Source organism: Kitasatospora sp. NPDC059160 (assembly GCF_042755465.1).
GTDB lineage: Bacteria > Actinomycetota > Actinomycetes > Streptomycetales > Streptomycetaceae > Kitasatospora.
The window spans coordinates 130905-143248 of the sequence record NZ_JBHZCN010000001.1; the positions used below are offsets into that span (position 1 = coordinate 130905).

General features: G+C 71.7%; 13 protein-coding genes. 5 read left to right on the forward strand and 8 right to left on the reverse strand.

What is annotated here, in order from left to right; translation table 11 throughout:
* Positions 1-4 precede the first annotated feature (4 nt).
* The 4 genes from ACFXOZ_RS00585 to ACFXOZ_RS00600 all read right to left on the reverse strand — a co-directional run bounded on the left by ACFXOZ_RS00585 (position 5) and on the right by ACFXOZ_RS00600 (position 2991).
* Positions 5-283: a type II toxin-antitoxin system RelE/ParE family toxin gene (locus ACFXOZ_RS00585; protein ID WP_380586196.1), complete on the reverse strand. Its 279-nt coding sequence runs from the start codon at positions 281-283 to the stop codon at positions 5-7.
* 4 nt (positions 284-287) lie between these two features.
* Complete coding sequence (locus ACFXOZ_RS00590) at positions 288-569, reverse strand: type II toxin-antitoxin system Phd/YefM family antitoxin (protein ID WP_375881838.1); 282 nt, start codon at positions 567-569, stop codon at positions 288-290.
* 71 nt (positions 570-640) lie between these two features.
* The gene (gene mqnP / locus ACFXOZ_RS00595; protein ID WP_380522876.1) at positions 641-1537 is read right to left on the reverse strand and encodes a menaquinone biosynthesis prenyltransferase MqnP; all 897 of its coding nucleotides are present in this window, start codon (positions 1535-1537) and stop codon (positions 641-643) included.
* Positions 1534-2991 (reverse strand): menaquinone biosynthesis decarboxylase, encoded by a 1458-nt coding sequence (locus tag ACFXOZ_RS00600; RefSeq protein WP_380586199.1) that lies wholly within the window; start codon positions 2989-2991, stop codon positions 1534-1536. Before ACFXOZ_RS00600 ends, mqnP begins: the two co-directional genes overlap by 4 nt.
* Positions 2992-3083: 92 nt before the next feature.
* Between ACFXOZ_RS00600 and ACFXOZ_RS00605 the strand changes: the two genes are divergently transcribed.
* From ACFXOZ_RS00605 to ACFXOZ_RS00620, 4 genes are all read left to right on the forward strand, one after another.
* Positions 3084-3587: a PLD nuclease N-terminal domain-containing protein gene (locus tag ACFXOZ_RS00605; RefSeq protein ID WP_380522877.1), complete on the forward strand. Its 504-nt coding sequence runs from the start codon at positions 3084-3086 to the stop codon at positions 3585-3587.
* Between the two features lie 451 nt (positions 3588-4038).
* Positions 4039-5640 (forward strand): acyl-CoA carboxylase subunit beta, encoded by a 1602-nt coding sequence (locus tag ACFXOZ_RS00610; protein WP_375881829.1) that lies wholly within the window; start codon positions 4039-4041, stop codon positions 5638-5640.
* A 75-nt stretch (positions 5641-5715) separates the two neighbouring features.
* Positions 5716-5925: an acyl-CoA carboxylase subunit epsilon gene (locus tag ACFXOZ_RS00615; protein WP_375881827.1), complete on the forward strand. Its 210-nt coding sequence runs from the start codon at positions 5716-5718 to the stop codon at positions 5923-5925.
* Positions 5926-6184: 259 nt separating this feature from the next.
* Positions 6185-6796, forward strand: a complete 612-nt coding sequence (locus ACFXOZ_RS00620; protein ID WP_375881825.1) for a ScbR family autoregulator-binding transcription factor — start codon at positions 6185-6187, stop codon at positions 6794-6796.
* Positions 6797-6881: 85 nt separating this feature from the next.
* On the opposite strand, the gene ACFXOZ_RS00625 is transcribed toward ACFXOZ_RS00620, so the two are convergent.
* Positions 6882-7499 (reverse strand): ScbR family autoregulator-binding transcription factor, encoded by a 618-nt coding sequence (locus ACFXOZ_RS00625; RefSeq protein WP_380586202.1) that lies wholly within the window; start codon positions 7497-7499, stop codon positions 6882-6884.
* A gap of 350 nt (positions 7500-7849) precedes the next feature.
* On the opposite strand from ACFXOZ_RS00625, the gene ACFXOZ_RS00630 reads away from it, so the two are divergent.
* The gene (locus tag ACFXOZ_RS00630; RefSeq protein WP_380586205.1) at positions 7850-8908 is read left to right on the forward strand and encodes a ScbA/BarX family gamma-butyrolactone biosynthesis protein; all 1059 of its coding nucleotides are present in this window, start codon (positions 7850-7852) and stop codon (positions 8906-8908) included.
* A gap of 45 nt (positions 8909-8953) precedes the next feature.
* Here ACFXOZ_RS00630 and ACFXOZ_RS00635 read toward each other — a convergent pair whose 3' ends face one another.
* The 3 genes from ACFXOZ_RS00635 to ACFXOZ_RS00645 form a co-directional block, all read right to left on the reverse strand.
* Entirely contained in the window at positions 8954-9361 is a 408-nt protein-coding gene (locus ACFXOZ_RS00635; protein WP_375881817.1) for a hypothetical protein, read from the reverse strand.
* Between the two features lie 121 nt (positions 9362-9482).
* Positions 9483-10613 (reverse strand): c-type cytochrome biogenesis protein CcsB, encoded by a 1131-nt coding sequence (gene ccsB / locus ACFXOZ_RS00640; protein WP_380586208.1) that lies wholly within the window; start codon positions 10611-10613, stop codon positions 9483-9485.
* 3 nt (positions 10614-10616) lie between these two features.
* Positions 10617-12344: a cytochrome c biogenesis protein ResB gene (locus ACFXOZ_RS00645; protein WP_380586211.1), complete on the reverse strand. Its 1728-nt coding sequence runs from the start codon at positions 12342-12344 to the stop codon at positions 10617-10619.

Below are 12344 nucleotides of genomic sequence, written 5' to 3' on the forward strand. Positions count from 1 at the left end.
CGTCTCAGTACCGGCGGTAGACCTCGCGCCGGTTGCCCACGGCCACCACCCACACGACCAGCAGCCCGTCCTCGATCGTGTAGACGACCCGGTAGTCGCCGACCCGGAGGCGCCAGTGCCCCGGATGACCCTGGAGCGGCTTGATGTCGAAGGGCTCCGTGCCGCCGCTGTCGAGCGCCCGCTGGAACTCGGTGAGGCGGTACATGATCCGCAGGGCGTCGGGGCGCGGCACCTTAAGCATGTCGCGCTGCCCCTGGGGGGTGAAGCGTGTCACGTGGCCCATCGGGTCACCCTTGCTGGGCGCGCAGCATCGCGGCCATCTCCTCCAGGGAGACGGACCCTTCGCGCCCCTCGGCCTCGGCCTCCTTCGCGAGCCCGCTGAGCCAGGCGTCCTCGGCCTCCTCGGCCAGTCGGCTCAGGCGCCGGTACTCGTCGATGTCGATCACCACGGCTTCCTGCTTCCCCCGCCGGGTGATGATCGTCGGGGTGCCGTCCCTACGGGCCCGGTCGATGACGTCCGCCAGGTGGCTGCGCACATCGGCCATGGATTCCACGACAGACTCACTCATGGCACGAATGTAACAGATGTACATCTGTTCCAGAGAGGATCCGGGGCCGGCCGGGGCCGGGCCCGCAGGGGTCAGATGCCGAGGCCGCGGATGACCAGGTCGACCAGGGCGAAGAAGAACAGCGAGATGCCGACGAAGCTGTTCGTCTGGAAGAAGGCCCGGTTGAGCCTCGACAGGTCGTTCGGCTTCACGATGGTGTGCTCGTAGACGAAGGCGCCCGCGACGACGGCCAGGCCGACCCAGAACGCGGGGCCGGCGTCGGTGAGCACCGCGAACCAGCCGAGCAGCAGGGTGGTCAGGACGTGGCAGACCCGGGCGCCGCGGATGGCGGCCGGGACGCCGAAACGGGCCGGCGGCGAGCCGACGCCGTGCTCCCGGTCGGACTCGACGTCCTGGCAGGCGTAGATCAGGTCGAAGCCGCCGATCCAGATGCCGACCGCGACCCCGAGGACCACGGCCTCCCAGGACCAGCTGCCGGTCACCGCGAGCCAGGCGCCGACCGGGCCCATCGCCTGGGCCAGGCCGAGGATCGCCTGCGGGAAGTTGGTGAACCGCTTGCCGTACGGGTAGACGACCATCGGCACCACGGCCACCGGCGCGAGGGCCAGGCAGAGCGGGTTGAGCAGGGCCGCCGCGCCGAGGAAGACCACCAGGGCGACCGCCGAGCCGGCGTACGCGGTCCTCAACGAGACGGCGCCGGTGACGAGTTCGCGCCCGGCGGTGCGCGGGTTCCGGGCGTCGATCTCGCGGTCGATGATCCGGTTGGCGGCCATCGCGAAGGTGCGCAGGCCGACCATGCAGACGGTGACGACGAACAGTTCGCCCCAGTGCACCCGCTTGTCCGCCAGGAACATGGCGGTCAGCGCGGCGATGTAGGCGAAGGGCAGGGCGAAGACCGAGTGCTCGATCATCACCAGGCGCAGGAAGGCCTTGGTGCGCCCCGGGGTCTCGACGGCGGCGGTGCTCACAGCCCGTACTCCTTCCAACGACGGGTCACCAGTGCGGCCGTGGCCGGGTCCGAGGAGACCATCTCCGGCCAGCCGCCGTCCCGGGTGTAGCCCTCCTCGGGGAGCTTGCGGGTCGCGTCGATGCCCGCCTTGCCGCCCCAGAACTGCTGGTAGGAGGCGTGGTCGAGGTGGTCGACCGGGCCCTCGACCACGGTGAGGTCGCGGCTGTAGTCGACGTTCCCGAAGGCCCGCCAGGCCACTTCCTGGTAGTCGTGGACGTCGCAGTCGGAGTCCACCACGATGATCAGCTTGGTGAGCGACATCATGTGGGCGCCCCAGATCGCGTGCATCGTCTTCTGGGCGTGCTTGGGGTACTTCTTGTCGATCGAGACGATCACGCAGTTGTGGAAGCCGCCGGCCTCGGGCAGGTCGTAGTCGACGATGTCCGGGATGATGATCTTCAGCAGCGGCAGGAAGAACCGCTCGGTGAACTTGCCCAGCGGGCCGTCCTCGGTCGGCGGGCGGCCGACCACGATGGACTGCAGGATCGGCCGGCGGCGCATGGTCACGCAGTCGATCGTCAGCGCCGGGAACGGCTCCTGCGGGGTGTAGAAGCCGGTGTGGTCGCCGAACGGGCCCTCGGGGAGCATCTCGCCGGGCTCCAGCCAGCCCTCCAGGACCACCTCGGCGTCGGCCGGGACCTGCAGCGGGACGGTCTTGCAGTCGACCATCCGGACCCGCTCGCCCGCGACGAAGCCGGCGAACAGGTACTCGTCGATGTCGCCGGGCAGCGGTGCGGTGGCCGCGTAGGTGACGGCCGGCGGGCAGCCGAAGGCGATCGCCACCGGGAGGCGCTCGCCGCGCTCGGCCGCGACGGCGTAGTGGTTGCGGCTGTCCTTGTGGATCTGCCAGTGCATCCCGATGGTGCGGCGGTCGTGCCGCTGGAGCCGGTAGAGGCCGAGGTTGCGGACCCCGGAGTCCGGGTCCTTGGTGTGGGTCAGGCCCAGGTTGAAGAAGGAGCCGCCGTCCAGCGGCCAGGTGAACAGCGCGGGCAGCTCGTCCAGGTTGACGTCGTCGCCGGTGAGCACGACCTCCTGGACCGGGGCATCGCCGGACTTCACGTTCCGGGGCGGGACGTGGGCCATCGAGGCGAGCTTGCCGAAGGCGTCCCGGAACCCGGTGAAGCCCTGCGGCAGTTCGGGCTTGAGCAGGCCGGCGATCTTCTCGGAGATGTCCTCCGGGCCCTTGAGGCCGAGCGACTTGGCGAGGCGCCGCTCGGTGCCGAAGACGTTCATCGCGATCGGCATCGACGAGCCCTTGACGTTCTCGAACAACAGCGCCGGGCCCTTGGCCTTCTGCACGCGGTCGACGATCTCGCCGATCTCCAGGTGGGGGTCCACCTCCGCCTTGATGCGCTTGAGGTCGCCCTCGCGGTCGAGGGCTCGGAGAAACGAGCGGAGATCGTCGTATGCCATGCCAGTCAGTATCCGCCACCCGATAGCCTGGCTTGCGTCAAGGGCCCCGGGAGGCGCCCGCCGCTCCGGCCCTCGCGGGGGAGATCACAGCCGTGCTGAGGATTCTTCTGACCATCGTCCTTCCGCTCGCGCTGTGGGTGTGGGCGTTCATCGACTGCCTGGTCACGCCCGAGGGAGAGGTCCGGCACCTGCCGAAGCCGATCTGGCTGATCATCGTGCTGCTCTTCCCGCCGCTCGGCCCGATCGCCTGGCTGGTGGCCGGGAAGCGGCGCGGCTTCCTGCGCACGGGCGCGCCGGACGGAGGACCGGGACGGACGGACGCGGACGGCCGGAGCGGTTCCGCCGCCCCGCGCCGCGGCCGGCCGGTGGCCCCGGACGACGACCCGGAGTTCCTGGCCTCCCTCGGGAACGGGTCCGCGAGGAACGGGTCCGCCGAGAACGGCCCCGAGAAGAAGGACGCCCCCTCGAAGGGCGGGTCCTTGCAGAAGGACGACAAGGACCACGAGGACATGCTCCGGCGGTGGGAGGCCGATCTGCGCCGCCGGGAGCAGGAGCTGCGCGGCGGCGAGGAGCCCGAGGACGGGCGAAAGAGCTGATCGGAGCGGGTCCGCCGCTCCCCCGGACAGCCCACCCGGGCACCCACGGGTGGGCTGCGGCCTTTTTGGCGCTTCCCTACGACCGGGAAGCGTCCGGCCTTGATCGCCCCGTTCCCGGCGCCACGGTCCAGCCGTCCTCGAGCGGTACTCCGGACGGCCGCCCCACACTGCTGGAGGACGGTCCTGACCTGCGTTTTCCTTCATGCTCAGATCATCGGACCATCATCTGCCCGACAACCCCCGGTATTCGAACGGCCACCGAGCGCACAGCCCTCGGGACGACCGCTTCTGTACAGGCCTGACAGCTAAACGAACTCGACCTTGTACGGAATCGACGCCGAAACCAGCGCACGGCCCCTCGTACAGTCATAAGTGAAGAAGTTGATTCGCAGCTGGGGGTACAGCAGACGCTGGCTGTCGGACAGTTCCCTCACCCTTGGAGTGGTTCGAGATGACGGTTGTGCATGAGGCGCCGGTCGGCGGCGAGGTCCCCGAGGTCCCGGCCGATGCCAAGGGGCGGGTCGCCGAGCTCCACGAGCTCCGCGCGCAGGTGCGCCGCGGCCCGAGCGACAAGGCCACCGAGGCCCAGCACGCGAAGGGCAAGCTGACCGCCCGCGAGCGCATCGACCTGCTGCTGGACGAGGGCTCCTTCCGCGAGGTCGAGCCGCTGCGCCGGCACCGCGCCCAGGGCTTCGGCCTGGAGGCCAAGAAGCCGCACACCGACGGCGTGGTCGTCGGCTGGGGCACCGTGCACGGGCGCACCGTGTTCACCTACGCGCACGACTTCCGGATCTTCGGCGGCGCCCTGGGCGAGGCCCACGCGCAGAAGATCCACAAGATCATGGACATGGCCATCGCGGCCGGTGCCCCGCTGGTCTCGCTGAACGACGGCGCCGGCGCCCGCATCCAGGAGGGCGTCACCGCCCTGGCCGGTTACGGCGGCATCTTCCAGCGCAACACCAAGGCCTCCGGCGTCATCCCGCAGATCTCGGTGATGCTCGGCCCGTGCGCCGGCGGCGCCGCGTACTCCCCCGCGCTGACCGACTTCGTCTTCATGGTCCGCGAGACCTCGCAGATGTTCATCACCGGCCCCGACGTGGTCCAGGCCGTGACCGGCGAGAAGATCAGCCAGAACGGCCTGGGCGGCGCCGACGTGCACGCCGGCGTCTCGGGCGTCTCGCACTTCGTCTACGACGACGAGCAGTCCTGCATCGAGGAGGTCCGCTTCCTCCTGTCGCTGCTGCCGCAGAACAACCGCGAGATGCCGCCGTCGGTGGTCAGCGAGGACCCGGTCGAGCGCCGCAACGACAGCCTGCTGGACCTGGTGCCCGTCGACGGCAACCGCCCGTACGACATGCGCAAGGTGATCGAGGAGATCGTCGACCACGGCGAGTTCCTGGAGGTCCACGAGCGCTGGGCCACCAACGTGCTCTGCGTGCTGGCCCGGGTCGACGGCCACGTCACCGGCATCATCGCCAACCAGCCGCAGTCGCTGGCCGGCGTGCTCGACATCAACGCCAGCGAGAAGGCCGCGCGCTTCGTCCAGATGTGCGACGCCTTCAACATCCCGCTGGTCACCCTGCTGGACGTGCCCGGCTTCCTGCCCGGCGTCGACCAGGAGCACGGCGGCATCATCCGGCACGGCGCCAAGCTGCTGTACGCCTACTGCAACGCCACCGTGCCGCGCATCTCGCTGATCCTGCGCAAGGCCTACGGCGGCGCCTACATCGTCATGGACTCCCGCTCCATCGGTGCGGACCTGTCCTACGCCTGGCCGACCAACGAGATCGCGGTGATGGGCGCCGAGGGCGCCGCCAACGTCATCTTCCGCCGCGAGATCAACGGCGCCGACGACCCCGACGCCATGCGCGCCGAGAAGATCAAGGAATACAAGAGCGAGCTGATGCACCCGTACTACGCGGCCGAGCGCGGCCTCGTGGACGACGTCATCGACCCGGCGGAGACCCGCCAGGTGATCGCCTCCGCCCTGGCGATGCTCCGTACCAAGCACGCCGACCTGCCCAGCCGCAAGCACGGCAACCCGCCGATGTAGCAGCGGCACGGTTCGCAGCAGCAGGCCGTACCGAGCACACCACACACCACAGCAACCGGGGGAGAAACCAAGGACATGACCGCTTCCGCCGAACCCCTCGTCCGCATCGTCCGCGGCAGCCTCTCCGACGAGGAGCTCGCCGCCCTGACCGCCGTCCTGATGGCCCGCGCCGCCGTGGCGCAGCAGGCCGCGGCCGCCGCCCAGGTCGAGCCCATCGCCAACTGGCAGCGCCTGGAGCGCCGCCCGGCCTACTACTCGCCGGTGAGCTGGCAGCAGGCCGCCTGACGCCTCCGGGCCCCGGGCCCCGAGAGTCCGACCTCGACGGCCGGTCACCCCCATCGGGTGACCGGCCGTCGGGCTGCCCGGCCGTGCTCCGCCGGCCGCCGCGGCGCGGGCACCCGGGGCCCCCGGCGCCGTTCGTGCCCGTCCGACCGGGCGCGGAGCGGCTCGGTAGGATACCTACCGGACGGTTCACGCCCGTCGCCCCGTCGGCCCCCATAGGATCGGCCGCTGCCGAGGTACAGAACTTTCCAGGGAGGCTGCGATGGCCAGGCAGGCCCGCGCGCTGGCAACCCGCCAGGCGGTACTCCTCGCGGCGGCCGAGGTGTTCGACGAGCGGGGCTACGCCGCCGCCACGATGGCCGAGATCCTGGACCGGGCCGGTGTCACCAAGGGCGCGCTGTACTTCCACTTCCGCTCCAAGGAGGAGCTGGCGCTCGCCGTGATCGAGGGCCAGGGCGCCTGGATCGCCACCTGGGAGCCCTCCTCGGACAGCCCGGTGCAGACCCTGATCGACCTCGGGTACGCGTTCGCCCGCGCGCTCCAGGAGGACCCGCTGGTGCGCGGCAGCATCCGGCTGACGATCGAGCACGGCAGCTTCACCCAGCCGCAGATCGCCGCCTACCAGGGCTGGATGGACCTGGTGGGCGCACTGCTGGAGCGCGCCAGGGAGGCCGGGGACCTCCACCCGGGGGTCGACCTGGTGGCGGCCTCCGGGGTGATCACCGGCGCGGTGACCGGGATCCAGCTGAGCTCCCAGGTCCTGGCCGACCGGCAGGACCTGATCAAGCGGATGGCCGACCTGTGGACGCTGCTGCTCCCGGGCCTCGTCCAGCCGCACGCCCTGGCCCGGCTGAGCGTCGCCGAACGCCGCTGAGCGCCGCTGAGCGCCGCACCGCACGACTGGGCGCCGCCCGGGGCCGGCGGCCCAGCGCGCCCCGGTCGGACCCGACCGGCCCCGGTCAGACCCGGTAGCCCGGGCAGTCGTCCGGCCCCACCAGGGCCGGCAGGGCGGCCGCCCAGAGCTGCCGGACGGCCTCCGGGGCCGGTCGGCCGGGCTCCTCGGCGGCCAGCAGCACCTGGCCGGCCACCACCGCGGTGAGCAGTTCGGCGCAGGCCCGCCGGTCCGCCCCGGGGCGCAGCTCCCCGGCCCGTTCGGCGCGCTCCAGCAGCCGCTGGACGACGGCGGCGAGGCTGCGCCAGGCGGTGCCCGGTCCGGCGCAGCCGTCGGCCAGCCGCAGGCCCTGGCGGCCGAGCCGGACGCCGGCCCGGACCACCACGTCCTCGCGCAGCAACCGGGCCAGCTCGTGCGAGAAGTCGATCAGTGCCTGGACGGCCCGGTCCTCGGTGCGCAGGGCGCGCAGCGCGGCCGCGCCGATCTCCCGTCCGGCGGCGGCCCGCACACCGTCGGCGAGGGCCTGCTTGGAGACGAAGTGGAAGTAGAGGGCGCCCTTGCTCACCCCGGCCCGGCGACTGATGTCGACCAGGCTGGCGGCCTCGAACCCGGCCCCCGCGAAGGTGTCCGCGGCGGCGAGCAGCACGGCCCGCCTGGTCCGCCCCGCGCGTTCCTGCTTGACCACTGATCCCCCCGGACTCCGCCGGACGCGTTCCCCGCCCCACCCGGCCGCTGTCGGCGCGCCCTCGGTCGGAGGCGACGCCTCGCATGCGGAGGGCACTGGCCGAAACCGCATGGTTGGTATCTAATCTAGCGCCTGTGTCGACCCCGCCGTCCAGCGGGGACCACCCCCCGCCCAAGGTCTGCCGTCCCCAGTTCAGGCATTCCCGCAGACCAGAGGCCAGGTAGCGTGGTCGGTCCGGGTCTTGCGACGGGCCACCCCCGGCCGCAGAAGACAAACCGGGTGGTATGTATGTTTTGCTGTGGGGCGTCCGTGGCGGGCGCTCGACCGACACCCTGGAGCTGGGGCCAGTCATGCCATTGATCGTAGAGCCGGACGCCCACGGCCCGTACGCCCACCCCGGCACCGGCTACGGCACCCACTCCGGCACCGGCTACGACTTCCACGACCGGACCGTCTCCCGGCACCTGGTGCACCGCGCCTCGGTCTCCGAGGTGTTCCTCACCGGCTGGCAGGCCACCGGCCCGTACGACTTCCTGCTCGGCGCCCAGTGGCCCCGGCTGCACGGCTTCTACCGGCTGCCCGGGGACCGCTACCACGACCCGGTGCTGATGGCCGAGACCGTCCGGCAGGCCGGGCTGCTGATCGGCCACGCCGGCTTCGGGGTGCCGCGCGACCACCACTTCGTCATGGAGGAGCTCGGCTACGCGCTCGGCGAGGCCGGCCTGCCCGGTCTCGCGGTCACCGCCGACCCGGCCTCGCTGATGCTCACCGTCGGCTGCCAGGACGTCCGGATGCGGCACGGCCGGCTGGCCTCGCTGCGGGTGCACGCCGAGGTCACCCGGGACGGCCGGCGGATCGGCCACGGCGACGGCCAGCTGCGGGTGGTCACCCCCGCCTCGTACCGGCGGCTGCGCGGCCCCGGCCGCGGCGCCGCCACCCCGCCGCGCCCGCCGGAGCCCGCCGCGCCCGAGCTGGTCGGGCGGGCGCAGGCCGCGGACGTGGTGCTCAGCCCGACCCTTCGGCCGGACACCTGGCTGCTGCGCGCCGACGCCGGGCACCCGGTGCTGTTCGACCACGGGCTCGACCACGTGCCCGGGATGCTGGTGCTGGAGGCCGCCCGGCAGGCCGCCCAGCGGCTGCACCACCCCGAGCCGGTGGTGCCGGTCGAGCTGGTGACCGCCTTCGACCACTACATCGAGCTGGACCGGCCGTGCTTCGTCCGGGCCGTCCGCGAGCGGACACCGGACGGCCGCCGCACCCCCGTCCTGGTGCGACTGCTCCAGGACGGGCGGACGGCGGCCGAGTGCCGGCTGCTCACCGAGCCGGTCGACGGTCCGCGGGTGCCGGTCCGGCGGGACGCCTTCGAGGGCCGCCCCACCGCGACCGGCCTGCTGCCGCTGGCGAGTTGAGGCCCGGCGCGTCGGGGTCCGGTGCGAGGTCAGGCGGGCCGGGGGTCAGGCGGCCACCAGCGCGGACGGCCGCCGCCCGGCGTGCATCACGCTGAGGTTGGCCGCCAGCCGGACCGGGTCCTGGGCCAGCCAGAGCCGCAGCGCCGCGCCCAGGGCCGCGCTGGCCGACTCGATCCGGACCTCGGTGATCTGGGCGATCCGGGCCGCGCCGGGCACCAGCAGGTCGGCCAGTGCGGTCGGCAGCCAGACGGTCAGCGCGCACGGCGCGGGCGTCGCGAGGGCGCCCAGCAGCCGGTAGGCGTCCCCCGGCGCGCTGAGCGTGGGGATGATGTCCAGCAGAGCGTCGGCCACCACTTCGGACACGTCGCTCCGGTGTCCCTGGGCGAGCCGTCGGAGCAACATGCGCTCGGCGGCGGTGATTCGGACGGTCAGCATGACCTCGTCGCACTCCATTGCGCGATCTCCTCCTCGTTCCTCCCCGTACCGGCACGGACGGCCGGCACGTCGTACCCCTCTTGCACCTCGGCCCGGCGATCTCGTGCGGAAAGCCGGGCCGGTGGGTGCGTGCCTCCGGTCAGATCCCCGCGTACGAGTGCTTGCCGGTGACGAAGATGTTCACGCCGTAGTAGTTGAAGAGCCAGCAGGCGAAGGCGGCCAGCGCCAGGTAGGCGGCCTTGCGGCCCTTCCAGCCGGCCGTCGCGCGGGCGTGCAGGTAGCAGGCGTAGGCGACCCAGGTGATGAACGACCAGGTCTCCTTCGGGTCCCACTCCCAGTACTTGCCCCAGGCGGCCTCGGCCCAGATCGCGCCCGCGATGATGGTGAACGTCCACAGCGGGAAGACCAGGGCGTTGATCCGGTACGACAGCTTGTCGAAGGTGGACGCGGCGGGCAGCCGGCGCCAGATCGAGGGCGAGGTGCCCAGCGGGCCGGTGGTCAGGCCGGCCGCCATCCGCTTGTCGAACGAGTCCTTGCCCAGGTAGAGCAGCGTGGCGATGAACGCCGCGTAGAAGGCGCCGCCGCACAGGATCGCGGTGGAGACGTGGATCGCCAGCCAGTACGAGTGCAGCGCCGGGACGAGCTGCTCGGAGTCGGTGTACAGCACCTGGGTGGCGATGCCGAGGGTCAGCAGCGCCGCGACGGTGACCGGCAGGCCGAGCCAGCGCACGTTCTTCCGGGCGGCCAGCAGCACCAGGTAGGCGGCCGTCATCGCGAAGGCGAAGGCGCAGGAGAACTCGTACATGTTGCCCCACGGCCAGCGGGACACCGAGAGGCCGCGGGCGACGATGCCGCCGCCGTGCAGCAGCAGCCCGAGGACGGTCAGCGAGACCGCGATCCGGCCGGCCAGGTCGGCCTTCTCGCTGGTGCCGGCCGCGCCCGGGCCGTCCACCTCGTCCTCGCCGCGCCCGCCGGTGACCACCGTCGCACCCTCGCCCGCCAGGACGGTGCGGGTCAGCGTGGTGGTGCCGCCCTTCGCCCCGGCCACGGTGACGGTGACCTTCTTGGCGGCCTTGGGCTCCGCCGCGGCGACGGTCTCGGCCAGGTTGCCGGACTGCTCCTTGGAGCGGACGGCGACCGCGCCCTTGCTACCGAACGTCCACTCGAACATGTGGGCGAACATGGCGATCGTGTAGACCGCCATCGCCGAATAGATCAGCTTGTTGGAGAGGTCGGCCAGCTGTGGGTCGACTCCCGAGGCGAGGTGCACCGTCTACTCCTTGGAGTTCTGGTCGGCAGGGGCTGTGGGGTCTTCTGCTGCGGGGTCTTCCGGCGCTTCGTCGGCTTCCTGGTCCTCCTCCGACGCCGGGGCGTCGTCCTGGAGGTCCACCGCGAGTTCGGCCAGCTCCTCGGCGATCTTCGCCGACTCGCTGCGGGCCAGGCCGGCCAGCTCCACCTGGGTGCCGCCGCCCGGCAGGGCCACCGCCCGCACCCAGATCCGGCGGCGCTGGATGAACAGCGAGCCGATCAGGCCGAGGATCGCCAGCACCGCGCCGGTCAGCGCGATCTCGTTGCCGGGGCGGTGCGAGACGTTGAAGCTCGCCCACTGCTTGTAGCCCTCGAAGGTGACGGTGCCGTAGCCGTCCGGCAGGGTCCAGCCCTGGCCGGGCTTGAGCAGGGCCTTGGCCGGCTGGCCGTCCTGCTGCAGCTGGGTGAGCTTGGAGGTGTTCAGCTGGTAGATGTTCTGCGGCAGGCCGGAGTCGGTGCCGAGGTCGCCGGCGAAGGCGTTCAGCACCAGCTCGGGGGCGGCGTCGCCGGGGAACAGCGAGACCGGGCCGGTGCCGGCGAAGCTCAGCGGGGCGGTCGGCAGGAAGAAGCCGGAGAAGCCCAGCTGGGTCTTGGTGCCGTCCGGGCCGACGCCGTAGTCGGAGGCCTTCACCACGCCGGTCGAGGTCAGGTTGGCGTCCTGCGGCAGGAACGGCACGACGTCGTGGTAAACCACGTCGCCCTTGCCGTTCTTCACGGTGATCACCGGGGCGTAGCCGTGGCCGATCAGGAAGACCTTGCTGCCGCCGATCTCCAGCGGGTGGTTGACCTCGATCGTGCCCTTCTTCACCTTCGACTCGTCGCTGCCCTCGTAGTACTCCACGTTCGCGGTGAACTGGCGGGCGGCGCCCATCTGGTCACCGGTGTTCTGGAACTTCGAGGTGAAGTTCTCGAGCTTGAGGTAGAAGGGGTCGAGGTCCTGGTTGTTGTAGAACCGGGTGCCGGTGAAGTCGTCGAGCTGGGTGATGGTGTTGGAGTAGCCCTGGCCCTCGACCATCAGCTTGCCGCCGGTGCCGGAGGCCAGGCTGGCCCAGGCGAAGCCGCCGAGCAGCGCGAACAGCGACAGGTGGAACAGCAGGTTGCCGACCTCGCGCAGGTAGCCCTTCTCGGCGGCCACCGAGCCGCCGGACAGGTTCGCCCGGAAGCCGCGCTTGCGCAGCAGCCGGTGGGCGGCCGCGTTCACCCGCTCCGGCTCCGCCCCGGTGCGCCAGACCGCGTACACCGGCATCCTGGTCAGGTTGCGCGGGGCGGCCGGGGGCTGGGAGCGCAGCACGCCGACGAACTGCCAGGTGCGCGGGATGATGCAGCCGGCCAGCGAGACGAACAGCAGGATGTAGATCGCGGAGAACCAGACCGAGCTGTAGACGTCGAACAGCTGGAGCTTCTCGTAGATCGGCGCGACCGCGGTGTGCTGCGCCTTCCAGGTCTGCACCTTGAACTGGTTCTGGCCGTTCTGCGGGATCAGCGAGCCCGGGATGGCGGCCAGCGACAGCAGGAACAGCAGGATCAGGGCGACCCGCATCGAGGTCAGTTGGCGCCACATCCAGCGCGCCCAGCCGAGCACCCCTATGCCGGTCGGTCCCTCGGACTCGACCGGCGCGGTGCTGAGCCGTTCGGCGGCGGCGTCGTCGTCCGGCGCCGGGGGCAGCTCGGTATCGGTCGTGGTCTTGCTCAC